Source organism: Streptomyces lycii, assembly GCF_009735685.1.
Classification (GTDB): domain Bacteria; phylum Actinomycetota; class Actinomycetes; order Streptomycetales; family Streptomycetaceae; genus Streptomyces; species Streptomyces lycii.
On the sequence record NZ_WHPN01000406.1, the window covers coordinates 1 to 26,018 of the forward strand.

Below are 26,018 nucleotides of genomic sequence, written 5' to 3' on the forward strand. Positions count from 1 at the left end.
CTCGTCGTCGGCGGGCGGCGGCGCGGGCACCCGCAGCGCGACCGTCTCCTCACCGGTGCGGGGCGCGAGGGCCGCGGCGCCGCCGTCGGCCTGCCGCCGCAGCCAGTCCTCCCAGGACTCCTGGGGGGACGGCTCCGCCGCCGGACCGGCTGCGGAACCCTGCCCGGGCGCGTCCACCCACAGCGGCCCGGAGGAGCCCCGTCCGGCGCCGTTCGGGGGCGTACCGGTGTCACCGCCCGGTCCGGGCCCGCCGACGGGCGAGGCGGGCGTGTACGGCCCTCCCCGGGCGTGTGCGCGACGGGGAGGGTGCGCCCGCGGTTCCTCGCCGGCGGCGTAGCCGTCCCCGTGGGCGCTCCCGACGGGCCCCCCGGTGGGCCCCTCCGGCGGCCGGGCGTGTGCCGGTGGGCGCGGACGGGGCTCCGGCTGCGGCAGCGGGTCGTTGAGCGGGTCGTCCATCCGTTCCACGGCCGCCGCGAACTCCCCCTCGTCGTACGGGCCCGGCGGCTTCCCGCCGCCGTACGTCCCCGAGGAGCTGTCCTGTTCGGGGCGGAGCGCGGTCACGCGCCGACCTTGCCGACCACCGGCGCGAGACCCACCGACCGTTCCACCGCGCCCGTGTCCCCGCAGTCCCGCAGCCAGTTGGCCAGCATCAGATGACCCCATTCGGTGAGCACGGACTCGGGGTGGAACTGCACGCCCTCGACCGGCAGGTCCCGGTGGCGCAGCCCCATCGCGATGCCGGCGGCCGGGTCGCCGCCGCCGGTCCGGGCGGTCACCTTCAGCTCGTCCGGCACCGTGCCCGGCTCCAGGGCGAGGGAGTGGTAGCGGGTGGCGGTGAACGGCGACGGCAGGCCCTGGAAGACGCCTTCGCCCTCGTGCGTGACCAGCGAGGTCTTGCCGTGCAGCAGCTCGGGCGCCCGGCCGACGACACCGCCGAACGCCACCGCCATCGACTGCATGCCCAGACAGACACCGAAGACCGGTACGCCGGTGTCCGCGCAGTGCCGCACCATGTCCACGCACACCCCCGCCTGCTCGGGCGTGCCGGGGCCGGGGGAGAGCAGCACGCCGTCGAAGCCGTCCTGGGCGTGGTCGAGAGCGACCTCGTCGTTGCGCACCACTTCGCACTCGGCACCGAGCTGGTAGAGGTACTGGACGAGGTTGAAGACGAAGCTGTCGTAGTTGTCCACGACCAGGATGCGTGCGCTCATCGCCCGGCGCCTCCCTCGTCGACCGTCACGTCGCCGAACGGCAGCAGCGGTTCCGCCCACGGGAAGACGTACTGGAACAGCACGAAGACGGTCGCCAGTACGAGTACGAGCGAGATTCCCGCCCGGACCCACGTGTTGCCCGGCAGATGCCGCCAGATCCAGCCGTACATGCTGACCCTTTCCGATCGGTGCACCGACCAGAGTAAGGGGAACGGCTGTTGCGGGTGGGCCGGCCGGTGAATGCGTCCGTGCCGCGGGCCCGGCCGGGCAGCCGTCGCCCGGCCGTGCGGCCGCTGGTCACTCCTCGGCGGGGCGGGCGTGCTGGAGGTCGATCGTGCCCGTGTAGCCGGGCAGTGTCGCCTTCTCGCGCTGCTCGACCTGCCAGCCGAGGCCGTAGGCGTCCACGTAGCGGAGGTAGTTCTGGATGGCCGGTGAGTCGTTCAGCGCCTGCTGGAGGGCGGCCCGGTCGCCGACGGCGGTGACCGTGTAGGGCGGGGAGTAGACCCGGCCCTGGAGGATCAGCGTGTTGCCGACGCAGCGGACGGCGCTGGTGGAGATCAGCCGCTGGTCCATGACCTCGATGCCCTTCGCCCCGCCCCGCCAGAGCGCGTTCACGACGGCCTGGAGGTCCTGCTGGTGGATGACGAGGTCGTTGGGCTGCGGGTCGGGCACGCCGGGGATGCGGGCGGTGGCGCCCGCCGGGGCGTCGGTGAGGGTGACGGTCAGGGCCGGGCCGCTGAGCCGCTGGGTGCCGGCGGTCTTCTCCAGCGAGGCCAGCTCGCGGTCCTCGGCGTCGGTGCTGCCGTCGTCCCGCTGGGCGAGACGGTCGACGTCGTCGCGGATCTCGGCGTTCGTGTCGTCCAGCCGGGCGTTCTCGCGGCTGCGCTCCTGGATCAGGTCGGACAGCTCCAGCATGGAGTCGTCGGTGCGCAGGTTCGTACCCTGGGCCGTGTTGAAACTCGTCCAGAAGATCAGGCCGGCCAGTGCGAAGATCGCGGCTGTGAGCAGCCGTACCGGGCGCCATCGGCGCCGCGGGGCGGTACCGTCTCGGGGCTCACCGGTGGGATCCGCAGGATTGCTCAACGTACCCTTATCTCCTTCGAAGCCGCGGAAGCACTACGCTAACGGACGCGCCCGGGGGAGTCAGCGGTCCCCGCCGCTCCCGACCGGCCCAGACCAGAACCCTGCGCGGCCACGCAGCGCATCGACAGGAGAGTCCCTCGTGCCGAAGTCACGTATCCGCAAGAAGGCCGACTTCACCCCGCCTCCGGCGAAGCAGACCAACATCAAACTGAAGAGCGGCCGCAGTTGGGTCGCCCCGCTGATGCTGGCCATGTTCCTGATCGGGCTGGCCTGGATCGTCGTCTTCTACGTGACGACGGCCGACCTGCCGATCGCGGCCCTGGGCAACTGGAACATCGTCGTCGGCTTCGGCTTCATCGCCGCGGGCTTCGTCGTCTCCACCCAGTGGAAATAGGGTTGTCCACATGGTTGTCCACAGCAGGGGAAAAGATACTAAGAGCTGTGGATAACTTCCCGGAGGGTGCCGCCGATAGGACAGCCATCCTGTCCTACTATCTGCCGGGACCTCGGTAACGTCGCAGGTCACAGCAGATAGAACACGCGTTCCCACAGCGGCGGGCACAGTATGCACAAGATCCTGCACCCGCTGTGGACAACTCGGTCCGGGGTCCTGCCCCGCGACCCGCCGGGGCCCTTCAGCCGGTGAGCTGAAGGGTCCGTACCCACACCACCGCCACGATCGCCAGCAGCACCGCGGCGCAGGTCAGCCGCTGCACCAGCAGGCGGCGGTCACGGGGCGCGTGCACCAGCCCGTACGCCACCACGGCCCCCACCACCAGGCCCCCGATGTGTGCCTGCCAGGCGATGTCGGCCCAGGTGAAGGTGAAGACCAGGTTCAGCACGAGCAGCAGGACCACCGGCCGCATGTCCTGGTTCATCCGCCGCAGCAGCACGGCCGTGGCGCCCAGCAGGCCGAAGATCGCACCGGAGGCGCCGAGCGACGGCTGGTTCGGGGCCGCGAGCAGATAGGACAGGGCGCTGCCGCCCAGCGCGGACAGCAGATAGAGCGCGAGGAACCGCACCCGGCCGAGGGCGGCCTCCAGGGGCGGCCCGAGCCACCACAGCCCCAGCATGTTGAAGGCGATGTGCAGCGGGTCCTGGTGCAGGAAGGCCGCCGTCAGCAGCCGGTACCACTCGCCCTCCGCGACGCCCATGATCTCGAACAGGCCGTACCGCGCGTGCCCGACCAGGACCAGCTGGTCGGTGAGGGCGTCGCCGAGCCCCAGCACCACGAGCCAGACCGCCACATTGACGCCCAGCAGGATCTTGGTGATCAGCCGGGGGTCGGCCGCGTGCACGCCGCCGGCCAGGGTACGCGGCCGGCTCGCCGCCGCGGCGTGCCCCGTACCGGAGCCGCCGCGCACACAGTCCGGGCACTGGAACCCGACCGAGGCGCTGATCATGCAGTCCGGGCAGATCGGCCGCTCGCAGCGGACGCAGCTTATGCCGGTCTCCCGGTCGGGGTGCCGGTAGCAGCCGGGCGGACCGCCCGCCGCCGCGGGCGTCTCCGGGCTTCCTGGCGCCTGGTCCATCGGTTCCCTCGTCCTTCGTACCGGCAGACGTACCTGTCGGGGCGAGCCGCGAACGGGCCCGGCGGACCCACTGGTCCGACGGGCCCGGCGGCCCTCCGAGAAGCCGCGCCCCGCTCGTCCTGCGGACGGGCGGGGCGGACCGTTCCCGCGGTTCAGCCCTCGCGGGTCTCCACGACGACCGACTCGATCACGACGTCCTGCACCGGACGGTCGGTGCGCGGGTTGGTCGGCACGGCCGCGATGTTGTCGATGACCTTCTGTCCGGCCGGGTCGACGACCTCACCGAAGATGGTGTGCTTGTTGGTCAGCCACGCGGTGGGCGACACCGTGAGGAAGAACTGCGAGCCGTTGGTGCCCGGCCCGGCGTTGGCCATCGCCAGCAGGTACGGCCGGTCGAAGGCGAGGTCCGGGTGGAACTCGTCCCCGAACTCGTACCCCGGGCCGCCGGTTCCGTTGCCCAGCGGGTCACCGCCCTGGATCATGAAGCCGCTGATCACGCGGTGGAACACCGTGCCGTCGTACAGCCGGTCCGTGGTCTTCTTGCCGGTCTCCGGGTGGGTCCATTCCCGAGCGCCCTGGGCGAGCTCGACGAAGTTCTTGACCGTCTTCGGGGCGTGATTCGGCAGCAGCCGGATGTCGATGTCCCCGTGGTTGGTCTTCAGGGTGGCGTAGAGCTGCTCGGCCACGATCTGCCTTCCGTAAGTTTCACTGTCGCCCCCGATCCTCCCACGGAGGGCCGTATCGAGACGAGTAGCCACCGAACCCGCGCGAACAGCGGCGGTTCGTGGCATTGTCGGCAGAAGCGTCGAAACGGTCCCGCCCGGCCCCGGCCGCCGCCCCGCACCACTGCCCGTGACCCGGATGCCTTCCGGCGCATGCCGGACATGGCTCAGGAGGGCATGATCTCTATTCGGGTGGAAAGGCGAACTACATCCTGCCTGGGGGAGCACCCCGGACCCCCGTGTACCACCACCGAGGAGGAGGATCCCGTGACCCGCATCGACAGCGTGCGCGCCGCGAGCGACACCGCGAGGGAAAGCGTGCTGCACGCCGCGGAGGTGGTGGCGCCGTACGTCGGCACGGCCAGGCACCAGGCCGCCCACTACACGCACGAGGCCCGTGCCCGGCTCGCGCCCAAGGTGTCGCACGCCACCGAGCAGGCACTGAGCACCGCGCGCGAACAGTACGACTCACGGCTCCAGCCCCGGCTCGAGTCGGCCCGCGGCGCCCTGCCCCCGAAGGTGGACCTCGCCGCCCAGAAGGCGGCGCTCCGGACCCGCCGGGCCGCCCGGCAGGCCGCCGGCTACACCGTCCCCCGGGTCGAGCAGGCGGTCGCCGAGGCCCGCGCCGCCGCGCAGCCCGCGCGCGAGGAGGCCGCGGTGCGCAGTGCCGCCGCGCTGGCCGCGCTGCGCGGGGAGGTCACGCCCGCGGAGATCCGGAAGCTGGCGAAGAAGCGGCAGCGGCGGGCCCGCAACGGCCGGGTCGCCAAGCGGCTGCTGGTGCTGGGCCTGCTCGCGGGCGGCGCCGTGGCCGCGTGGAAGTGGTGGGACAAGCAGGCCAACCCGGACTGGCTGGTCGAGCCCCCGGCCGCGACGGAGCTGGGCGACCGCTCGCCGCTCGCGTCCACGGACGACGTACTCGACCCCGAGGTGCGCGCCAAGCAGGACGAGGCCGAGGCCGGCTCGGGCGCCACCGAGGCCGGGGAAGCCACGGAACGCGACGAACGGCGCTGAGCGGCGGGCCGTCACCGGCCCGCCTCCCGGAGCTGACGGCACGCCCGGAGCACCGGACACCTCGGAGCACCGGACACCTCGGGGCACCGGCCCGAACCGGTCGGCGGCGTCGTCGTCACCGGCCCGGCCACCCACGCCGGGGCCCGCGACGGCAGCCCGTCCCGGCAGCACATCCCGGCAGCGCGTCCCGGAGCGGGCTGCCGGGGAGCGGTGACAGCAGCAGCGAGCGGCGGGNCCCGCCGCTCGCTGCTGTCCGGGTGGAGCTGTGCAGTCCGTGTGGAGCCTAGGGGAGTCGAACCCCTGACATCTGCCATGCAAAGACAGCGCTCTACCAACTGAGCTAAGGCCCCGGGAAGGGAACACGTGTGCCCGCGCGGGCGGACCGGCGTTCACCGCAGACCAGAGTAGCGGGTCCGCGGGTGGATCTCACAAAAGGAGAGGGGCTGCCGATCCCCGGTCACGCTCCGTAGGATGGCGCGCGAGGTTCGCAGCAGCGAAGGGGAGCGCCATGGACGCAGCACAGCAGGAAGCCACCGCCAGAGCCCGCGAGATGCAGCGGAGCTGGTACGGCGAGCCGCTGGGAGCGCTGTTCCGGCGGCTGATCGACGACCTCGGCCTCAACCAGGCGCGGCTCGCGGCCGTGCTCGGGCTTTCCGCCCCGATGCTGTCGCAGCTGATGAGCGGCCAGCGGGCCAAGATCGGCAATCCTGCGGTGGTGCAGCGCGTACAGGCGCTCCAGGAACTGGCCGCCCAGGTCGCGGACGGCAGCGTCAGCGCCGCCGAGGCCGCCGGCCGCATGGAGGAGATCAAGAAGTCCTCCGGCGGCTCGGTGCTCGCCAACACCGGCTCCCAGACCACGACGAGTTCGGGTGCCCCGACCGTGCGCCGCGTGGTGCGGGAGATCCAGTCGCTGCTGCGCTCCGTAGCCGCCGCCGGAGACATCATCGAGGCCGCCGACGCCCTCGCGCCCACCCAGCCGGAACTGGCAGAGTTCCTGCGGGTGTACGGCGCCGGACGCACCGCCGAGGCGGTCGCGCACTACGAGTCGCACCAGAACTGACGGACGGACCGGCCAGCGGGACGAGCGGGGATGACGGGGCGCGATGGGTGAGGTATTCGCCGGCAGATACGAACTGATCGACCCGATCGGCCGGGGCGGTGTCGGCGCCGTGTGGCGGTCCTGGGACCACCGGCGGCGGCGGTACGTCGCGGCGAAGGTGCTCCAGCAGAGCGACGCCCACACCCTGCTGCGGTTCGTCCGGGAACAGGCGACACGGATCGACCACCCGCATGTGCTGGCCCCCGCCAGCTGGGCGGCCGACGACGACAAGGTCCTGTTCACCATGGACCTGGTGGCCGGCGGCTCGCTCGCCCATCTCATCGGCGACTACGGTCCGTTGCCGCCCCGCTTCGTCTGCACCCTCCTCGACCAGCTGCTGTCCGGCCTCACGGCGGTGCACGCCGAGGGGGTGGTGCACCGCGACATCAAGCCCGCGAACATCCTGCTGGAGGCCACCGGCACGGCGCGGCCGCATCTGCGGGTGTCGGACTTCGGCATCTCCATGCGCAAGGGCGAGCCCCGGCTCACCGAGACCGACTACGTCGTCGGCACCCCCGGGTATTTCGCGCCCGAGCAGATGCTCGGCGCCGAACCGGACTTCCCCGCCGATCTGTTCGCCGCCGGGCTGGTGGCTCTCTATCTGCTGACCGGGACCAAGCCCGACGCCCAGGCGCTCGTCGCGCGGTACGCCGAGCACGGCGTACCGAACGCCCCGCAGGGCGTGCCGGAGTCGCTGTGGGAGGTCCTGGCGTGCCTGCTCCAGCCGGACCCGGACGCCCGGTTCCGTACGGCCACCGGGGCGCGCAAGGCGCTCACGGCGGCCGTGGAGCTGCTGCCGGACGGCGCGGAGCCGGAGGAGGCCGTCGAGGTCTTCGACCAGTTGGGCCCGCTGCCCGTCGGCTTCGGGCCGGACGGGCCGGTACGGGAGCGGGCGGCGGAGGGCGGCGGTCCGGTGACCGGAGCCGCGCACGCGCCTGCTGCGGACACCGGTGCCCACGCGGCCGACGCGGGCACCGGCGGTGCGCACACCGGTGCGGCACCGGCTGCCGCGAGCCCGCCCGCGTCCGTGTCGGAGACCGGCAGCTTCCAGCTCGCGCCGCCCGTCCGGCGGTCCGGTCCGCCGGACACCGGGACACAGCAGCCGCCCTGGACACAGCCGCCGCCCGGAGCACAGCCGGGCCCCGGGGCGCACCCGGGTGCCGGGGCACGGCCGGGTGCCGGGGCACGGCCGGGTGCCGGAGCACGGCCGGGTGCCGGGCCGGAGCAGCACGCGGGGCACGGCGCCGCGCCGCCCGGGCCTCCGCCGTTGCCCGCAGCCCCGGCCTTTCCGGATCCCGGCGGGATCGCCCAGGCGCCCACCACGGGCGTACGGCGGGACTACGCGGCCACGGCGCCCTACACCGTCCCCCAGCCGCACACACCGCCGCTCACGGCTTCTCCGGCACCGGCCGCCCCGGCGCGACGGCGACCGGGACCGCCCCCGGCGGTGGCGGTCCCGGTGCTGCTGCTCGCGCTGGTGTGCTTCGCCGTCGGCATCTGGGCGCTGACCGCGAGCTGACTCACCGGCCCGGCGGCTGCCCGTAAGCGCCCGGCTGCCCGTAACCGCCCTGCGGAGCCGCCCGGTCGCCCAGCTGACCCGGGACGTCCCCGCCGCCGTGGCCACCGCCGTCCTCCTGCTGGTGGCCGGGCCGGTGTCCGTGCTGCTCCGGCACCTCCGGCTGCCCCGGAATTCCGGCGGCGGGAGCGGCGCCGACGGGAGCGGCGCCGGCCGCGATGGTTCCGGCCGCGGCGGTGACCGGCAGCGCTGCCGCCCGCCTGCGCGCGGCCAGCGTCCAGCCGCCGAGTCCCAGCAGCAGCACCGTGCCCGCGCCGATGCCCGCGAAGCCGACGAACTCGAGCGTGCCGTTCCGGTCGGCGTCCGCCGGGGTCCGCCCGTTGGCCGCCTGCTCCCGGTCGTCCTCGTCCACGGCGAATCCGGCCGCCGCCGCGTCACCGTCGTACGCCGGGCCCTGCTGCGCCTCGCCCTTGACCGCCACCCGCAGCGTGAGGTCCACCGGGCCCTTCGTGTGCTCGGCGACCTCGGGGCTGAGGCTGACCGACACGTAGTACCAGCCCGCGAAGCGCATCTGCTCGCCCTCGCCGCCGGAGAACCGGTTGGCGTAGTCGGCGGGCGGGGTGAAGAACTGAAGCGCCGTCTGCTTGCCGGTCCACGGGGTGCCGTCGGAGCCGACCTGGGCGCGGACGGTGTTGTGCAGACGGAGCATCAGTCCCGTACCGACGTACGGGTTGCCGCTCGTCACCTCGGCGTTGGCGAGTTCCGCGGCGACCGCGAGCTGCTGCCCCCAGTCGACGGGCACGCGGTAGAACCGCGTCTCCCCGGGCCGGATCGTGTCCCGCCAGTTGCCGTCACCGGTGGCCGGCGCGTCGTTGAAGCCGGTGCCGCCCGCGACCTTCTTCGGGTCACCGGTCGGCGGGGCGGGCGGCTCGGTGTTCCAGCTTTCCTCGTCGGGCGCGGTGGTCGGGCCGTCGCTGACGCCGGGCTCCTCCACGAAGGAGAGCTCCAGCGGCCAGTCGACGGGGGTGGAGGTCTTGGCGTCGGTGCGTGTCACCTTGACGAGGTACGACCCGGCCGACTGGCAGTCCCCGTCCGGCTCGATGTTCCGGGACGCGGCGTCGGCGAACGGCCGCGGGAACTCCCCGGATCCGGCGCCGCTCTCCTGGCTGTCGCACTCGGTGCCGTCGGGGCTCTGCAGGGACACCTTGATGCCGTCCCCGTACGCGAGTTCGGCGCCGTGCGGGACGGCGGCGACCGCGGAGACATGGGCGTTGCTCCGGGCGTCCAGCGTCACCCGGTAGTACAGCCCCTCGTTGGGTCCGATGGTGTCGCTGTGGACCCGGCCCGCCCGCAGCTCGGGACCGTCCGCGCTGCTGGCCGTGCCGGAGACAGCCTGCGCGTCCTCGGCCGTCCGGTACGCGGGCGGCTCCGGCGCGTCCTCGGCCGCAGCCGTGCCCGGCAGCGCTGCCACCGCGCACAGGGCCGCGGCCGCGCACAGGGCCGCCGGCGCAGCCGTGGCGCCTCTGTTCGTGTGCCGCTTCACCAGGAGTCCCCCCTCGTCGACTGCGCTGCTCCGCGCCTCCTCCGGGACCGGAGGAGGAACACCGCGAGCCCGGCCGCCAGCAGTATGCCCGTACCTCCGGCGGCGGCCGCGAGCAGCGGCCCGGAGAGCCCACCGCCGTCCCCGTCCCGCTGCCCGTCCCCGGCGGCGGTACCGGCCGCCGCACCGGTGCCGCTGTCCGCGGCCCGCGCCGGCGGGGCGCCGTGCTCCGGTCCGGCCTTCTCCGTACCGAGGACCGCGACTCGCAGCACCACGCCGATCTGCGGGTTCTCCGCGAATCCGGCGGCCTCGGCGCCGAGCGTCACCGCGATGTAGAAGTCGCCCTTGTCGTGCACCGGTACGACGTCGGGGTCGCTCTCGTACCGGTTGGTCCAGGCCACGGGGACGGTGCCCATCTGCAGAGCCCTGGGCTTGCCGTCGTAGACGGTGGTCCGGCTGAACTCCCCGGTGCCGGTGCCCACGGGGTGCCGGGCCGGGGTGTAGACCTGGGTGGCGCCGTAGGAGATGCCGGAGGTGCTGCCGCCCTCCACCGTCGGCTCGTTGGCGAACTCGACGTCGTAGCGCAGCTGCTGGCCCCAGCCGACCGGAACCTTGTACCAGAGCGTCTGCGAGGGCAGCACCGTGTCACGCCAGACACCCGTGCCGAGCTTCCGCGCGTCGTTGAAGCCGGTGCCTCCGGCGACCTTCCGCGGGGTGCCGCCCGGCAGAGCGGCCGCGTCCTTGCCGCCGGCGCCGTACTCGGGCTCGGACTGGGCCGGGGTGGTGCCCCGCTTCAGCGGTTGTTTCACGTGGAACGTCAGCTCCACCGGCCAGCGGGAGGAGTCCGAGCCCTTCTTCGTCCCGCGCTCGACGGCGAGCCAGTACCGCCCCGCGGTGTGGCAGTCGGTGCCGCTGTCCTCGTCCGGGATGCGGCTGACGCCGGAGGTGATCGGGGTCGCACCCTCGTCCTGCCCGAACATCTCGGTGCTGGACTCGCAGACCCTGCCGCCGTCCTCCCCCGCGTGCAGCTCGGTGCGCAGGGTGTCCGCCACCTCGACGGGCGCGCCCGGCTGCGGCACGGCGGTGGCGGAGAAGTCCGCGGTGGAGACACCGTCCAACTCGACCGCGTAGTACCGCTTCTCGTTGGGGCCGAGGGTGTCCAGGTACTGCCCCGGTTCCAGCACGGGGGCGCCCTCGCGGCCCGGCGTGCCGTCGGCCTGCTTCCCCTGGAAGCGGTAGCCGTCCACCGACAGCTGCCCGGCCCGCTGGAGCTGCCGGGCCAGCGCCTCGGCGTCCGGCGCGTCGTAGTAACGGCCGTTGCCCGCGCCCGCGATGCACTCCAGCTGTTCACGGGCCTTGCCCTCGACCTGGAAACCGATGGCGTCGATCCGCAGGCCGACGCCCTCCCCGCCGAGCTGCCCTGCGACCTCACAGGGATCGGGGCTGCCGCAGTTGTCCTCACCGTCGGACACCAGCAGGATCGTCCGGCGGCCGGCGGGGCCGCCGGCGGGCTCCGGCAGGTCCTCGGCGGCCTTGCGCAGGGACAGCCCGATCGGGGTGTCGCCCCTCGGCTCCACCCCGGCCACGGCCTCTTTCAGCCCGGCCCGGTCCAGGGGCTCGACGGGGCGCGCCAGCCGGGTGTCGTCACAGCCCTGCGCGCGGTCGGCGCCGTACACCCGCAGTCCCGTGGGATAGCCGTCGGGCAGGGCGTCCACGACCGTGCCGACGGCCTCGCGGGCGGCTTCGATACGGGTGCCGCCGGAGCCGGTTTCACCGGCCATCGACCCGGAGGAGTCCAGCACCATGATCAGGCTGCTGGACCGTGCCGCGTCCTCCTCGGCCCCGGGGCTCTTCGCGGTCCCCGTGACTTCTGCGTCTCCCGCGACCCTCCCGGTCCCCGCGACCCCCTCGGCCCGCGGCACCGCGGCTGCCTGCGAGGCCGCGGCGACGACGAGCAGAGCCCCCGCGATCACCGCCCCCGCCACCCGGCGCTGACGTCGTGCCATGGTGCGTTCCCCCCTCGACCCCTGAACTCCGCTTTGCTCTTGCAAGGTATTCGTTTGCCGGAGCAACCTCAAGCGTCACGGTGTCACGGTCCCGCAACAGCACAGGGCCCCGGCCGCATCAGCGGCCGGGGCCCTCCAAGTCTGTTTGTCGGCTCAGACACCCGAACCCGAGGGTACGGAGTCGGTGGCCTCCGTCCACAGATCCTGCTCGGCGCGATCCGCCTGGATCTGGCGGTACACGAGGAGCCCGCCGATGGCGGCCAGTGCGACCAGGAGAAGCTTCTTCACCGCGCTACCTCGTCTTTCTTGACGTAAGGGGCCTCTGCCGACCGACTATACACACCGGCCGATACCAATCGGTGACCTGTGCCCGGGCCCAAGGGCCCGCCGCGCGATTCCCCCGCCGGCAAGGACGGAAGGGCGCGAAAACACGTCGGCCCGGGCGGAGAATCTCCGTCCGGGCCGATGTCGCCGGTGGGGCTAACAGGACTTGAACCTGTGGCCTCTTCCTTATCAGGGAAGCGCTCTAACCGTCTGAGCTATAGCCCCGCGCGCTGCACCGAAAGATTAGCGCACTCCAGGCCAGGGCCAAAATCGGTTCCCCCTGTCCGGGAGGGGTCCCGGGGCCGCCCTACTCGTCCTCGGCCAGCGTCAGCTCGACGCCGCCGACGAAGCCGGCCGACAGGTTGTAGATGAAGGCGCCCAGTGTCGCCAGCGCGGTGGCCAGCACCACGTCGATCACCGCGATGATCGACGTGAACATCAGCACCCGGGGCAGCGACAGGAACGACTCCAGATCGAAGCCGCCACCGCCGCCCTCCTCCGAGCCCGTCGCCTGGCCGATGGTCTCGCCGACCGTGCTGAACACACCCATCGCGTCCATCACCAGCCACAGCACCGCCACCGCGATGATCGTGCAGACGCCCAGCGCGATCGACAGCAGGAAGCCGACCTTCATGACCGACCACGGATCGGCCTTGGCCACCCGCAGCCGCGCCTTCCGGGTCCTCGGCGCCGTACGCGCCCCCGCCCCGGTCCGCGGCTTGCGCACCGCCTGCGCCGGCGGCGACGGATACGCCTGCGGCGGATGGTACGGCTGCTGCTGGGCGGGTTGCGGCTGCGGCTGCGCAGCCTGCTGCTGCGGGGGCTGCGGATAGGGCTGACGCGTGTCCGTCACGGCGGTGGTACCCCCAGGTTCCGTGCCTCCCGGGCGAGAGGCGTCCTGCGGCCCGCCGCTGTCGGCGGCCGCGCCACGGGCACCGCCCGTCACGGTGCCGGCTCCCGGGGGAACGTACCCCCCGGATCCCTGGCCGCCCGCTGCGGCGCCCGTGGCTCCAGTCACGACTTACTCCTCATGGCTTTCCGCCGGGGAATCCCCGGCCGCCTCGGGCTGCGCCGCCTCGACCGCGTCGGCGATCTCCTCGACCTCCTCGGCAGCACGGCCCGCCTCGGCGTTCCTGGCGATACCGACCACGGCATCACGCTTGCCCAGGTTGATCAGCTGGACGCCCATGGTGTCACGACCGGTCTCCCGGACCTCGCTGACCCGTGTCCGGATCACACCGCCGCCGAGCGTGATGGCGAGGATCTCGTCGCTCTCCTCGACCACCAGGGCGCCGACCAGCGACCCGCGGTCCTCCACGATCTTGGCGGCCTTGATGCCCAGCCCGCCACGGCCCTGGACGCGGTACTCGTCGACGTCGGTCCGCTTCGCGTACCCGCCGTCGGTTGCGGTGAACACGAACGTACCCGCCCTGACGACATTCATCGAGAGCAGTTCGTCGCCTTCCCGGAAGCTCATGCCCTTCACACCGGAGGTCGCCCGGCCCATCGGACGCAGCGCCTCGTCCGTGGCGGTGAAGCGGATCGACTGCGCCTTCCGGCTCACCAGCAGCAGGTCGTCCTCGGACGAGACCAGCTCGGCGCCGATCAGCTCGTCCTCGCGGCCGTCGTCCATCTCCCGCAGGTTGATGGCGATGACGCCGCCCGAACGCGGCGAGTCGTAGTCCTTCAGCGGGGTCTTCTTCACCAGGCCGGACTTGGTGGCCAGCACCAGGTACGGCACCGCCTCGTAGTCCCGGATCGCCAGGATCTGCGCGATCTGCTCGTCCGGCTGGAAGGCCAGCAGGTTCGCCACATGCTGCCCGCGCGCGTCCCTCCCGGCGTCCGGCAGTTCATACGCCTTTGCCCGGTAGACCCGGCCCTTGTTGGTGAAGAAGAGCAGCCAGTGGTGCGTCGTCGTGACGAAGAAGTGGTCGACGATGTCGTCCTGCTTCAGCTTGGTGCCGCGGACGCCCTTGCCGCCCCGCTTCTGCGACCGGTAGTCCTCGGTCTTGGTGCGCTTCACATAGCCGCCACCGGTGATGGTGACGACGATGTCCTCCTCGGCGATCAGGTCCTCGATGGACATGTCGCCCTCGAAGGGCACCAGCTTGCTGCGCCGGTCGTCGCCGTACTTCTCGACGAGCGCCGTCAGCTCCTCGCTGACGATGCCGCGCTGGCGGACCGGCGACGCGAGGATCTCGTTGTACGTGTTGATCTTCGCCTGGAGGTCGTCGTGCTCCGACGTGATCTTCTGCCGCTCCAGGGCCGCCAGCCGGCGCAGCTGCATCTCCAGGATCGCGTTCGCCTGGATGTCGTCGATGTCGAGCAGGCCCCGCAGGCCCTCGCGCGCCGTGTCGACCGTGTCGCTGCGCCGGATGAGCGCGATGACCTCGTCGATCGCGTCCAGCGCCTTGAGCAGGCCGCGCAGGATGTGCGCCCGCTCCTCGGCCTTGCGCAGCCGGTACTTGGTGCGCCGGACGATCACTTCGATCTGGTGCGTGACCCAGTGCCGGATGAAGGCGTCCAGGGACAGCGTGCGCGGCACCCCGTCGACCAGGGCGAGCATGTTGGCGCCGAAGTTCGTCTGCAGGTCGGTGTGCTTGTAGAGGTTGTTCAGCACGACCTTGGCGACCGCGTCCCGCTTCAGCACCACGACCAGTCGCTGGCCGGTGCGCGAGGAGGTCTCGTCGCGGACGTCCGCGATGCCGCCGACCTTGCCGTCCTTGACCAGGTCGGCGATCTTCTGCGCGAGGTTGTCCGGGTTCACCTGGTACGGCAGCTCGGTGACGACCAGGCACTGCCGGCCCTGGATCTCCTCGACCTCGACCACCGCGCGCATCGTGATCGAGCCGCGGCCGGTGCGGTACGCCTCCTCGATGCCGCTGCGCCCGACGACCAGCGCACCGGTCGGGAAGTCCGGGCCCTTGATCCGCTCGACGAGGGCGTCCAGCAGCTCCTCGTTCGAGGCCTCCGGGTGCTCCAGCGCCCACTGGGCACCGGCGGCCACCTCGCGGAGGTTGTGCGGCGGGATGTTGGTGGCCATGCCGACCGCGATCCCCGCCGAGCCGTTGACCAGCAGGTTCGGGAAGCGGGACGGCAGAACCGTCGGCTCCAGGTTGCGGCCGTCGTAGTTGTCCTGGAAGTCGACGGTCTCCTCGTCGATGTCCCGGAGCATCTCCATCGACAGCGGCGCCATCTTGCACTCGGTGTACCGCATGGCCGCGGCCGGGTCGTTGCCCGGGGAACCGAAGTTGCCGTTGCTGTCGACCAGCGGCATCCGCATCGACCAGTGCTGCGCGAGGCGGACCAGCGCGTCGTAGATCGAGGAGTCGCCGTGCGGGTGGTACGTACCCATGACGTCGCCGACGACGCGGGCGCACTTGTAGAAGCCCTTCTCGGGGCGGTAGCCGCCGTCGTACATCGCGTAGAGCACGCGCCGGTGCACGGGCTTCAGTCCGTCACGGACGTCCGGCAGCGCACGCGAGACGATGACGGACATCGCGTAGTCGAGATAGCTGCGCTGCATCTCCGTCTCGAGCCCCACCGGCTCGACCCGCATGCCCACGCCCTCGATGGCGACGGGCTCACCCTCGGGGGTGACGGGAACGGGGATCGCGGGGCCCTCGGGAGGGTTGGGGGTCTCGTCGGCCATTACTGGTCCAAGTCCTTTCGAAGTGCGGCGCGCTGCCGCCTTTCGGTGTCGAGGCGAAGCGGGGCGGGGGACGGGCGGCCGGGTTCACGGCCCCGGCCGGCCCCGGCCCGCGTCAGATGTCGAGGAACCTGACGTCCTTCGCGTTGCGCTGGATGAACGAGCGCCGCGCCTCGACGTCCTCACCCATCAGCACCGAGAACAGGTCGTCGGCCTGGGCCGCGTCGTCCAGCGTGACCTGGCCGAGCACCCGGTGGTCGATGTCCATCGTGGTGACCCGCAGCTCCTCGGCGTTCATCTCGCCGAGGCCCTTGAAACGCTGGACCGAGTCGTCCTTGATCCGCTTGCCCTGCTGCCGGCCGAGTTCGATCAGCGCGTCGCGCTCGCGGTCCGAGTAGGCGTACTCGAAGTCGTCCCGGCCCCACTTGATCTTGTAGAGCGGCGGGCGGGACAGATAGACGTGGCCGGCCTCGACCAGCGGCCGCATGAAGCGGAACAGGAACGTCAGCAGCAGGGTGTTGATGTGCTGGCCGTCGACGTCGGCGTCCGCCATCAGAATGATCTTGTGATAGCGGAGCTTCTCGATGTCGAAGTCCTCGTGCACCCCGGTGCCGAAGGCCGAGATCAGCGCCTGCACCTCCTGGTTCTGGAGGATCTTGTCGACGCGGGCCTTCTCGACGTTCAGGATCTTGCCGCGGATCGGGAGGATCGCCTGGTACTGCGGGTCGCGGCCGGACTTGGCCGAGCCGCCGGCGGAGTCGCCCTCGACGATGAAGATCTCGCACTTGACCGGGTCGTTCGACTGGCAGTCGCTGAGCTTGCCCGGCAGCGAGGCGCTCTCCATCAGACCCTTGCGGCGGGTCAGGTCGCGCGCCTTGCGGGCGGCGACCCGCGCCGTGGCGGCGGCGATGCCCTTGCGGATGATGTCCGCGGCCTCGTTCGGATTGCGGTCGAGCCAGTCCGTGAGGTGCTCGTGGACGATCTTCTGGACGAAGGTCTTCGCCTCGGTGTTGCCCAGCTTCGTCTTCGTCTGGCCCTCGAACTGGGGCTCGCCCAGCTTCACCGACAGGATCGCCGTCAGACCCTCGCGGATGTCCTCACCCGTGAGGTTGTCGTCCTTCTCGCGGAGCAGCCGCTTGTCGCGCGCGTAGCGGTTGATCAGACCGGTCAGCGCCGCGCGGAAGCCCTCCTCGTGGGTGCCGCCCTCGTGGGTGTGGATGGTGTTGGCGAAGCTGTAGACGCCCTCGCTGTACTGCGAGTTCCACTGCATCGCGATCTCCACCGAGAGCAGCCGCTCCTTGTCCTCGGCCTCGATGCCGATGACCGTGGGGTGGATCAGCTCTCCCTTGCGGGAGTTGAGGTACTTCACGAAGTCGACGATGCCGCCCTCGTAGTAGTACCGCACGGAGAGCGGCTTGCCCTCCTCGTCGACGTGGTCCGCGCGCTCGTCCGTCAGCGAGATGGTCAGTCCCTTGTTGAGGAACGCCATCTCCTGGAAGCGCCGCGCGAGCGTCTCGAAGGAGTAGTCGGTGGTCTCGAAGATGTCCGGGTCCGCCCAGAACGTCACGGACGTCCCGCTGGTCTCCACCGCCTCGTTCTTCGCGAGGGGAGCGGTCGGCACACCGAGCTTGTAGTCCTGCGTCCAGCGGTGGCCCTCGGTCCGGACCTCGACCGCGACCCGGGTCGACAGCGCGTTGACCACCGAGACACCCACACCGTGCAGACCACCGGAGACGGCGTACCCGCCGCCGCCGAACTTGCCGCCCGCGTGCAGCACGGTCATCACGACCTCGACGGCCGGCTTGTTCTCCGACGGCACGATGCCCACGGGGATGCCGCGGCCGTTGTCGACGACGCGCACGCCACCGTCGGGCAGGATCGTGACGTCGATGGTGTCCGCATGCCCGGCCATGGCCTCGTCGACGGAGTTGTCGACCACTTCCTGGACCAAGTGGTGCAGGCCCCGCTCACCGGTGGACCCGATGTACATGCCGGGCCGCTTGCGCACCGCGTCCAGGCCTTCGAGGACGGTGATCGCGCTCGCGTCGTACGACGTCTCCACGGGGGGACCGTCGCCGGTACCGGCGGCTGCCTCCTGGGCGGCGCTCTCGGCGGTGACAGCCTCCTCCTCGGGAGTGGCAGCGGTGTTGGTCTCGTTGGGGTTGCCGGAATCGGCCACGAAGCGCCCTTTCTGGCACAGCACAAGCCGTCTCCTAGGCACACAGGAGCGGCTGCGTCGTTCGACATGTTCCGCGAGTCGGCGGGATTGCCACCAGTCTACCGGTAGCGCGGACATGAATGGGGGTTTGCGGGTGCCTGGTTCCGTGTGTGCCGCCCTGTCCTGGCGGTCGCCGACTCCCCATATGCGGGCCAGGGCTCCAAGAGGCTCACAGCGGCACTCAGCGCTTCGGGCTGTCAACCCCCGACCACGCTGCGGGACGCCTCATCCGGCACACCCGCCACAGCGCTCGGCCGACCGGCCCGGCGGTCCGCGAAAAGTCAGCCGTACGTGTCTCCCGGGCCCCGGCTTCCGGGCGCCCGCAGCGGTCCGTACCGGGGCTGCGGGCCGCCCGGCCCCAGCACCTTGATCAGCTTTACGGTCCCCTGGCCCAGCTCCGCGTTCAGCCGCGCGACGAGCTGGGGCGCGAGCAGCCGCAGCTGGGTCGCCCACGTCGTGGAGTCACAGCGCACGGTGAGCACCCGTGCCTCCTCGTCGTACTTCTGCGGCTCGCAGTGCTGCGCCACCTCGGGTCCGACCAGCTGCGGCCAGTTGCCCATCACCCCGCCCACGGCCGCGGGCGCCTCCCAGCCGCGCTCGCTGATCAGCCTGTTGATCGCCGCCGACAGCGGCAGCGGGTCCCGGCCGTCCGCCCGCGCCCCGGAGCGCAGCCCGCCGCGGCGCGCCTGCTTCTTCTGCTGGGCCGCCGCCCCGCGCGCCCGGGCCTGCTCCTTGGCGGCGCGCAGCGCGACCCGGGCCAGGTCCACGCCCGCCGGATCCGCGTCCGGACCGGCCGCCGGGGGCCCGCCGGGGACGCCGGAACCGCCCGGACCGCCCGTGCTCCCGGGCCGCTCCCCGGGGCCCGCCGGGCCTCCCGCGGCCGTCACGGCCCGGCCCGTTCCACTTCGCCCTCGGAAACCGCGTAACGGGCCCCGCTCAGCGGCTCCGGCACATCGGCGTCGACGGCCGCCGTCACCAGCACCTGCTCCGCCGGGGCGACCAGCTCCGCCAGCCGGTCCCGGCGCCGGGTGTCCAACTCGGCAAAGACGTCGTCCAGCACCAGCACCGGCTCGGGGCCCTCGCCGCGCAGCACGTCGTACGAGGCCAGCCGCAGCGCCAGCGCGTACGACCACGACTCGCCGTGGCTCGCGTACCCCTTCGCGGGCAGCCGGCCGAGCCTGAGCACCAGGTCGTCCCGGTGCGGGCCGACCAGCGTCACCCCCCGCTCGATCTCCTGCTTCCGCGACTCCGTCAGCGCCCCCAGCAGGGCGTCCCGCAGTTCCTCGCGCGTGCCCGGGCCCTGCGCCCCCTCGCCCGCCGCCGGTCCCGCGGCCGAGCCGCGGTACTCCAGCGAGACGGGGCCGCCGCCGGGCGCCAGCTGCTCGTACGCCTTGTCGGCGAGCGGCTGGAGCGTCGCGACGAGGTCCAGGCGCTGGGCGAGCAGCTCGGCTCCGGCGCGGGCCAGATGCTGGTCCCAGACGTCGAGGGTGGACAGATCCGCGCCCCGCCCGCCGTGCCGGCGGGCCATCGCGGCGCTCTTCAGCAGGGTGTTCCGCTGCTTGAGCACCCGGTCGTAGTCGGACCGCACGCCCGCCATCCGCGGCGCCCGGGCGGTGATCAGCTCGTCGAGGAAGCGGCGCCGCTCCCCGGGGTCGCCCTTGACCAGGGCGAGGTCCTCGGGCGCGAACAGCACGGTGCGCACGATGCCGAGCACGTCCCGCGGCTTGACCTGCGAGGAACGGTTGATCCGGGCACGGTTCGCCCTGCCCGGATTGAGTTCCAGCTCCACCAGCTGACGGCGCTCGCCCTCCACGACGGCGGCCCGGACGACAGCCCGCTCCGCCCCCATCCGCACCAGCGGGGCGTCGGAGGAGACCCGGTGGCTGCCGAGGGTCGCGAGATAGCCGACGGCCTCGACCAGGTTCGTCTTGCCCTGGCCGTTGGGGCCGACGAAGGCGGTGACGCCCGGGTCGAGGGAGACCTCGACCCGGGCGTACGACCGGAAGTCGGCGAGCGACAGATGCGCTACGTGCATCGGATACCCGTCAGCCGCCCACCGGCGGGGTGACGTCCGCGCCCGGCGCGTCCGCGCCCTTCTCGCCGCCCGCGGCGGCGGTGACGGCGTGACCGCCGAACTGGTTGCGCAGCGCCGCGATCATCTTCATCGACGGCGAGTCCTCCTGGCGGGAGGAGAAGCGGGCGAACAGCGAAGCCGTGATCGCCGGGAGCGGGACGGCGTGGTCGATGGCCGCCTCGACGGTCCAGCGGCCCTCGCCGGAGTCCTGGGCGTAACCCCGCAGGGCCGCCAGGTGCTCGTCGTCGTCCAGCGCGCGGACGGCCAGGTCCAGCAGCCAGGAGCGGATGACCGTGCCCTCCTGCCAGCTGCGGAAGACCTCGCGGACGTCGGTGACGGAACCGGCCGCCTCCAGCAGCTCCCAGCCCTCGGCGAAGGCCTGCATCATGGCGTACTCGATGCCGTTGTGGACCATCTTGGCGAAGTGGCCGGCGCCGACCGTGCCGGCGTGCACCGCGCCGAACTCGCCCTCCGGCTTGAGGGCGTCGAAGACCGGCTGCACCTTGGCGACGTCCTCGGCGGAACCGCCGTACATGATGGCGTAGCCGTTCTCCAGGCCCCAGACGCCGCCGGAGACGCCGCAGTCGACGAAGCCGATGCCCTTGGCTGCGAGTTCCTCGGCGTGCTTCTCGTCGTCCGTCCAGCGGGAGTTGCCGCCGTCGACCACGACGTCGCCCGGCGACAGCAGCTCGCCGAGGGCGTCGACGGTGGACTGGGTGGCGTCGCCGGCCGGGACCATGACCCAGACGACCCGCGGCCCCTTGAGCCCGGCCACCAGCTCTTCCAGGCTGTGGACGTCGGCGAGGTCCGGGTTGCGGTCGTATCCGATGACGGTGTGGCCCGCGCGGCGGATGCGCTCGCGCATGTTGCCGCCCATCTTGCCGAGGCCGATGAGACCCAGCTCCATCAGTGACCCTCTTCGATGTAGTCGTTGCGTGTGAACCCGGGCTCGAGCCTACGCCCGGGTCCCTTCGCTCACCTGTGGGGCTGAGCTGCACGGTTGAGCCCGTGGACGGGCCCGCCCGCGCCCGCGGACGGGGCCCGCCGGGTGCTGGACGGGCAGGCTCAGCCGCTCAGCCGCACCGGCATGATCAGGTACTTGTACGCGTCGTCCGCCTCCGCGTCCACGGCGGGCCTGCCGCTGAGCAGGGCCGGCTTCGTGGAGGTCGTGAAGGAGAGCTGGGCGACCGGGGAGTCGATGGCGCTCAGGCCTTCGAGCAGGAAGCCCGGGTTGAAGGCGATCGAGATGTCGTCGCCGTCGAGCTGGGAGTCGACCCTTTCCACAGCCTGTGCGTCGTCGCTCGACCCGGCTTCCAGAATCAGCACGCCCTGCTCGAAGCTGAGCCGGACCGGGGTGTTCCGCTCGGCCACCAGCGCCACGCGCTTGACCGCGTCGACGAACGGGGCGGTCTCGATCACCGCGACGGAGTTGAACTCGGTCGGGAACAGCGTGCGGTACTTCGGCAGGTCGCCCTCGAGCAGCCGGGTCGTCGTCCGGCGCCCGGCGCCCTCGAAGCCGATCAGGCCCTCGCCCTGCCCGGAGCCGGCCAGCGCGATGCTCACCGTGTCACCGCTGGTCAGCGACTTGGCGGTGTCGAGAAGGGTCTTGGCGGGCACCAGGGCGACCGCGGACAGGTCCGGCGTCTCCGGCTTCCACAGGAACTCGCGGACGGCGAAGCGGTAGCGGTCGGTCGCGGCCAGCGTGACCGTGTCGCCCTCGATCTCGATGCGCACACCGGTGAGCACCGGGAGGGTGTCGTCACGTCCGGCGGCGATCGCGACCTGGGAGGCCGCGGCGGCGAAGACCTCGCCGGGGACGGTGCCGGTGGCGCTCGGCATCTCCGGCAGCGCCGGATACTCCTCCACAGGCAGGGTGTGGAGGGTGAACCGCGAGGAACCGCAGACCACGGTGACGCGCACACCCTCTGTGGAAATCTCCACGGGGCGGTTCGGCAGGGCCCGGCAGATGTCGGCCAGCAGCCGGCCGGAGACCAGGACGGTGCCGTCCTCCTCGACGTCGGCCTCGACCGACACCCGGGCCGAGACCTCGTAGTCGAAGCCGGAGAGGCTCAGGGAGCCGTCCTCGGCCTTCAGCAGCAGGCCCGCGAGGACGGGCACCGGCGGACGGGCCGGGAGACTGCGAGCTGCCCAGGCCACCGCCTCCGCGAGTACATCGCGCTCCACCCGGATCTTCACCGTAAGCCGCCTCCTGCTGTTGCTGGCTCGCCCTGCTGGCCTTCGTCGTCGGCTGGTTTGCCGGAGACCAGTCTGACGCACGACACCGACAGTCCGTGCGCGTCGGGGTCAAGTCGGGGAGACGGGGGCGGGACGGCCCGAGGCCGAGTTGTGCACAGGACCCACTTCGAAACGATTTCCTCGCTCTGACTGAGTGGTCGTAGTAGTAGGGCCTGTGGATTGCGTGGATAACCCCGTTTACGCAGCTCAGAGTGCGTTTTTTGTCCACCGTGCCTGTGGGCGGGAGCGGTGGACAACCGGCCTGTTCTGTGGACGGGGGAAAGTTCTGCACACGCCGTGCACAGGGGAGGCCGTGTTCTCCCCAGGGCCATCCCCAGCTTTACCCAGGTTCTGCACAGCCCAATCCGGGAACTTGATGTGACGCGGTTCACACTCCCTGGTGAACGGGGGTGTCGCGTTGCCGAACAGTGGACAAGGGTGTGGAAACCCTGTGCACAACCCGGCGCGGCCTGTGGGCGGGCGGTGGACAACATCCCGGGGCCCGGCCGGCCCGCTTCGTCCTCCACAGTCTGTGGAGTCCGGAAAGCCACAATTCCACAGGCGGCTGACCTCCCACAACGGTCCGGCGAAGGTGCTGCTTGTGGACGCTTTCGGGACAACTTCGCGGTCCCCAGGGTGTGGACGCGGGATCGGCGCCCGAACTGTGGAGAACCCGGCCTCGGGAGCCCTTAATCGAACAAGCGGCGACACGCCGGCGACGCACCGGGGGCCGCCGGGAGGCCACGGATCGCCCGCAGACGGGCCGCGGACCGTCCGCGGATGGCCCGCAGACCGCCCGGGAACCGCCCGCAGACCGCCCGGGAACCGTCCCTAGACCGCCCGTGGACCGCTCGCGGATTGCCGGTGGAGTGCTTTGGAGCCTCCGTGGAAGCGCCCGCGGAGCGGCGTGGGAGGCGCCGGAAGAGCCCGGAAGAGCCCGGAAGAGCCCGGGAGGTGCCGGTAAAGGCGCCGGGACGTGCCGGGGAAGGCCGCCGGGGAAGGCCGGAGCAGCCGGAGAAGATCGGGGGATGGCCCGGGAAAGGCCCGGGGGAAACCAGGGGGAAGACGCGGAAGAGCGCCCGCGGGGACACCGGGCGGGCCTTCGGGAGAACCGTGGCCGAGCACGCGAAGAGGCGCCCCGGGGTGTCGGTAGCCCTGGAACGCCCCTCGGGAGCGTGACCACACCCCCGCCCGGCCGCCGCGGCCGGGCGGTACGCGGGTCAGCTGTTCTTGATGCGGTTCGTCAGCTCGGTGACCTGGTTGTAGATGGACCGGCGCTCGGCCATCAGGGCGCGGATCTTGCGGTCCGCGTGCATCACCGTCGTGTGGTCGCGGCCGCCGAACTGGGCGCCGATCTTCGGCAGCGACAGATCCGTCAGCTCCCGGCACAGATACATGGCGATCTGCCGCGCCGTCACCAGCACGCGGCTGCGGGAGGACCCGCACAGGTCGTCCACCGTGAGACCGAAGTAGGCGGCCGTCTCGGCCATGATGGCGGTCGCCGTGATCTCCGGGGCCGCGTCCTCGCCGCCGGGAATCAGGTCCTTCAGCACGATCTCCGTCAGCCCGAGGTCGACCGGCTGCCGGTTGAGGCTCGCGAAGGCCGTGACCCGGATCAGCGCGCCCTCCAGCTCGCGGATGTTGCGGGAGATCCGGGACGCGATGAACTCCAGCACCTCCGGCGGGGCGTTCAGCTGCTCCTGCACGGCCTTCTTGCGGAGAATCGCGATACGGGTCTCCAGCTCCGGCGGCTGGACGTCCGTGATCAGGCCCCACTCGAACCGGTTGCGCAGCCGGTCCTCCAGCGTCACCAGCTGCTTGGGCGGCCGGTCCGAGGACAGCACGATCTGCTTGTTCGCGTTGTGCAGCGTGTTGAAGGTGTGGAAGAACTCCTCCTGCGTCGACTCCTTGCTCGCCAGGAACTGGATGTCGTCGACCAGCAGGATGTCCATGTCGCGGTAACGCTTGCGGAACGCGTCAGCCTTGCCGTCGCGGATGGAGTTGATGAACTCGTTGGTGAACTCCTCCGAGCTGACATAGCGCACCCGGGTCCCCGGGTAGAGGCTGCGGGCGTAGTGCCCGATCGCGTGCAGCAGGTGCGTCTTGCCGAGCCCGGACTCGCCGTAGATGAACAGCGGGTTGTACGCCTTGGCCGGGGCCTCCGCGACCGCGACCGCGGCGGCGTGCGCGAAGCGGTTGGAGGCACCGATGACGAAGGTGTCGAAGAGGTACTTCGGGTTCAGCCGGGCGGTCGGCTCCCCGGGGCCGGGGGCCGGGGCGGGCTGGGCGGCGAGCGGACCGGGGGCGCCGCTGGGCGCGGGGAGGTCACCCGGGCCGCCGGGCCCGCGGTGCCGGCCGGCGGGCGACTGCTCGGGGAGGTCGCGGTGCTGCGGGGCGTACGGAGACCGGTCGGGCGAGCCCGGACCGCGGTAGTCGCCCTGCGGCGACGGGCGCTGGGGTTCGTGCTGCTGCTCGTGCTGCGGAGCCTCGTACCTCTTCGGGTCCTCGTAGCGCTGCTGGTCCTCGTAGCGGGGGGCCGGCTCGTCGTAGCGGGAGCCTTCCTCGTAGCGCGGGGCGCGCTGCTGGTCGTCGTACGACTGCGGGCGGCCCTGCTGCTCGGGGTGCTGGCCGCCGTAGGGGTCGCGGTCCGGGAAGCCGCCGAGGCGCGGCTGCTGCCAGCCGTATTCGTCGCGGGGGCGCGGCCAGGCACCGGGCTCGGAGCGGTTGCGCTGGTAGCCGGGGTAGGCGGGGCGCGCCGTGGGCAGGCCGTCGGCCGGCGGGCCGTAGTTGTCGTAGCCGTTGTCGTAGCCGTCGTAGGAGTCGCGCTGCTGCTCGGGCTGCTGCGGCTCCTCATACCGGTGCGGCTGCTGCTGGGCGGGCTGCGCCGGGACCTGCGGCTGCTGGGCCGGGGACTGCTGGGGCTGCTGGGACTGCTGGGGCTGCGGGGCCGGGGGGTGCGGGGTCTCGGCGGCGCTGACGGTCACGGCGAGCCGGACCGGCTGCTGGCACTCACGGCTCAGCGCGTCGCTGATCAGGGGCGACAGCCGGCCTTCGAGCACGCCCTTGGCGTATTCGTTCGGGACCGCGAGCACGGCGGTGCCGGCGACGAGAACGAGCGGCTGGCAGTCCCGGAGCCAGCGGCGGTCCTTGGCCTCGATCTCCTGGCCGCCGTCACCGAGGAGCTGATCGAGAACGCGTGGCCACACTGCGGCAAGATCGGCAGGTACGTCAGCCACAGGGCACGCTCTCTCACTCGCTTGGGGTGCGCCGGCATGTCCCACGAATGTGTGGTTCTCGGGACGGGCGGGAAGGATTCGGAGTTCCGCCACGGTAGTCAGCCCGACGTGCGGGGTTCAAGTCGTTGTCCACAGGGTGTGTACAAATGGGCGGTGCGGCATGGCCAGGCCGTTCGGTGGACGGACGGACGGTCCCCGGACGTCCGGCGTCCGGCCGGTTTGACCGGATGGCGTAGCCGCGCGTACCGTGACCAGGTCGAGTTGTCGATGGCTGCTGCCGCCTGCCTCCGAAGGGCGAAGATCGCTTAAGTGCCGATCAGCGGTGCACTCGGGCGTATGCGAGCTACTCGTGGGCGCACGGTGACAGCCAGACGACGCCAACACCCGAGTCTTCCTGGAGCCCCCGAGTGAGCAAGCGCACCTTCCAGCCGAACAACCGCCGCCGCGCGAAGACCCACGGATTCCGGCTGCGGATGCGGACGCGCGCCGGCCGCGCGATCCTGGCCACCCGTCGTGGCAAGGGTCGCGCCCGCCTGTCGGCCTGAGCAGCCAGACCTCAAGG

At 72.0% G+C, this 26,018-nt stretch carries 21 protein-coding genes, 2 tRNA genes and 1 pseudogene; 5 read left to right on the forward strand and 19 right to left on the reverse strand.

What is annotated here, in order from left to right:
• The 4 genes and pseudogenes from GCU69_RS28580 to GCU69_RS28595 all read right to left on the reverse strand — a co-directional run.
• Positions 1-561, reverse strand: a pseudogene (locus GCU69_RS28580) (hypothetical protein); the annotation flags it as partial.
• Complete coding sequence (locus GCU69_RS28585; protein ID WP_098752857.1) at positions 558-1,211, reverse strand: aminodeoxychorismate/anthranilate synthase component II; 654 nt, start codon at positions 1,209-1,211, stop codon at positions 558-560. The gene GCU69_RS28585 and the pseudogene GCU69_RS28580, both read right to left, overlap by 4 nt.
• A complete protein-coding gene (locus GCU69_RS28590; protein ID WP_143671168.1) occupies positions 1,208-1,405 on the reverse strand; it encodes a hypothetical protein in 198 nt (65 codons plus the stop codon). The genes GCU69_RS28585 and GCU69_RS28590 overlap by 4 nt, the downstream gene beginning before the upstream one ends.
• A gap of 103 nt (positions 1,406-1,508) precedes the next feature.
• Complete coding sequence (locus GCU69_RS28595; protein WP_098752859.1) at positions 1,509-2,294, reverse strand: DUF881 domain-containing protein; 786 nt, start codon at positions 2,292-2,294, stop codon at positions 1,509-1,511.
• A gap of 139 nt (positions 2,295-2,433) precedes the next feature.
• On the opposite strand from GCU69_RS28595, the gene crgA reads away from it, so the two are divergent.
• On the forward strand, positions 2,434-2,688 hold the full coding sequence (gene crgA, locus GCU69_RS28600) for a cell division protein CrgA (RefSeq protein WP_098752860.1): 255 nt from the start codon (positions 2,434-2,436) through the stop codon (positions 2,686-2,688).
• A 241-nt stretch (positions 2,689-2,929) separates the two neighbouring features.
• On the opposite strand, the gene GCU69_RS28605 is transcribed toward crgA, so the two are convergent.
• Both GCU69_RS28605 and GCU69_RS28610 read right to left on the reverse strand, forming a co-directional pair.
• The gene (locus tag GCU69_RS28605; RefSeq protein ID WP_098752861.1) at positions 2,930-3,826 is read right to left on the reverse strand and encodes a rhomboid family intramembrane serine protease; all 897 of its coding nucleotides are present in this window, start codon (positions 3,824-3,826) and stop codon (positions 2,930-2,932) included.
• A 152-nt stretch (positions 3,827-3,978) separates the two neighbouring features.
• Positions 3,979-4,512, reverse strand: a complete 534-nt coding sequence (locus tag GCU69_RS28610) for a peptidylprolyl isomerase (protein WP_098752862.1) — start codon at positions 4,510-4,512, stop codon at positions 3,979-3,981.
• A 303-nt stretch (positions 4,513-4,815) separates the two neighbouring features.
• On the opposite strand from GCU69_RS28610, the gene GCU69_RS28615 reads away from it, so the two are divergent.
• Positions 4,816-5,559, forward strand: coding sequence for a DUF5324 family protein (locus tag GCU69_RS28615; RefSeq protein WP_098752863.1), 744 nt, complete (start codon positions 4,816-4,818; stop codon positions 5,557-5,559).
• 277 nt (positions 5,560-5,836) lie between these two features.
• On the opposite strand, the gene GCU69_RS28620 is transcribed toward GCU69_RS28615, so the two are convergent.
• Positions 5,837-5,909, reverse strand: a tRNA-Ala gene (locus GCU69_RS28620).
• A 158-nt stretch (positions 5,910-6,067) separates the two neighbouring features.
• Between GCU69_RS28620 and GCU69_RS28625 the strand changes: the two genes are divergently transcribed.
• Both GCU69_RS28625 and GCU69_RS28630 read left to right on the forward strand, forming a co-directional pair.
• A complete protein-coding gene (locus GCU69_RS28625) occupies positions 6,068-6,619 on the forward strand; it encodes a helix-turn-helix domain-containing protein (protein WP_098752864.1) in 552 nt (183 codons plus the stop codon).
• A gap of 43 nt (positions 6,620-6,662) precedes the next feature.
• On the forward strand, positions 6,663-8,177 hold the full coding sequence (locus GCU69_RS28630; protein WP_156207629.1) for a serine/threonine-protein kinase: 1,515 nt from the start codon (positions 6,663-6,665) through the stop codon (positions 8,175-8,177).
• 1 nt (position 8,178) lies between these two features.
• Here GCU69_RS28630 and GCU69_RS28635 read toward each other — a convergent pair whose 3' ends face one another.
• From GCU69_RS28635 to dnaA, 12 genes are all read right to left on the reverse strand, one after another.
• Positions 8,179-9,717, reverse strand: a complete 1,539-nt coding sequence (locus tag GCU69_RS28635) for a hypothetical protein (RefSeq protein WP_176604668.1) — start codon at positions 9,715-9,717, stop codon at positions 8,179-8,181.
• Entirely contained in the window at positions 9,714-11,720 is a 2,007-nt protein-coding gene (locus GCU69_RS28640; RefSeq protein ID WP_156207630.1) for a vWA domain-containing protein, read from the reverse strand. The genes GCU69_RS28635 and GCU69_RS28640 overlap by 4 nt, the downstream gene beginning before the upstream one ends.
• A 153-nt stretch (positions 11,721-11,873) precedes the next feature.
• Entirely contained in the window at positions 11,874-12,008 is a 135-nt protein-coding gene (locus GCU69_RS33310; protein ID WP_208809277.1) for a DLW-39 family protein, read from the reverse strand.
• Positions 12,009-12,195: 187 nt separating this feature from the next.
• Positions 12,196-12,269, reverse strand: a tRNA-Ile gene (locus GCU69_RS28650).
• A gap of 82 nt (positions 12,270-12,351) precedes the next feature.
• A complete protein-coding gene (locus GCU69_RS28655; RefSeq protein ID WP_098752867.1) occupies positions 12,352-13,062 on the reverse strand; it encodes a DUF3566 domain-containing protein in 711 nt (236 codons plus the stop codon).
• Positions 13,063-13,065: 3 nt separating this feature from the next.
• Positions 13,066-15,696: a DNA gyrase subunit A gene (gene gyrA, locus GCU69_RS28660; protein ID WP_098752868.1), complete on the reverse strand. Its 2,631-nt coding sequence runs from the start codon at positions 15,694-15,696 to the stop codon at positions 13,066-13,068.
• 112 nt (positions 15,697-15,808) lie between these two features.
• Positions 15,809-17,896, reverse strand: a complete 2,088-nt coding sequence (gene gyrB / locus GCU69_RS28665; protein ID WP_098752869.1) for a DNA topoisomerase (ATP-hydrolyzing) subunit B — start codon at positions 17,894-17,896, stop codon at positions 15,809-15,811.
• Positions 17,897-18,192: 296 nt separating this feature from the next.
• Positions 18,193-18,678 (reverse strand): DUF721 domain-containing protein, encoded by a 486-nt coding sequence (locus GCU69_RS28670; RefSeq protein WP_098752870.1) that lies wholly within the window; start codon positions 18,676-18,678, stop codon positions 18,193-18,195.
• Between the two features lie 116 nt (positions 18,679-18,794).
• Positions 18,795-19,946, reverse strand: coding sequence for a DNA replication/repair protein RecF (gene recF / locus GCU69_RS28675; RefSeq protein ID WP_098752871.1), 1,152 nt, complete (start codon positions 19,944-19,946; stop codon positions 18,795-18,797).
• A gap of 10 nt (positions 19,947-19,956) precedes the next feature.
• On the reverse strand, positions 19,957-20,892 hold the full coding sequence (gene gnd / locus GCU69_RS28680; RefSeq protein ID WP_098752872.1) for a phosphogluconate dehydrogenase (NAD(+)-dependent, decarboxylating): 936 nt from the start codon (positions 20,890-20,892) through the stop codon (positions 19,957-19,959).
• A gap of 158 nt (positions 20,893-21,050) precedes the next feature.
• On the reverse strand, positions 21,051-22,181 hold the full coding sequence (gene dnaN, locus GCU69_RS28685; RefSeq protein ID WP_098752873.1) for a DNA polymerase III subunit beta: 1,131 nt from the start codon (positions 22,179-22,181) through the stop codon (positions 21,051-21,053).
• 1,259 nt (positions 22,182-23,440) lie between these two features.
• Complete coding sequence (gene dnaA, locus GCU69_RS28690; protein WP_156207631.1) at positions 23,441-25,456, reverse strand: chromosomal replication initiator protein DnaA; 2,016 nt, start codon at positions 25,454-25,456, stop codon at positions 23,441-23,443.
• Positions 25,457-25,863: 407 nt separating this feature from the next.
• On the opposite strand from dnaA, the gene rpmH reads away from it, so the two are divergent.
• Positions 25,864-26,001: a 50S ribosomal protein L34 gene (gene rpmH / locus GCU69_RS28695; protein WP_030354375.1), complete on the forward strand. Its 138-nt coding sequence runs from the start codon at positions 25,864-25,866 to the stop codon at positions 25,999-26,001.
• Positions 26,002-26,018 lie beyond the last annotated feature (17 nt).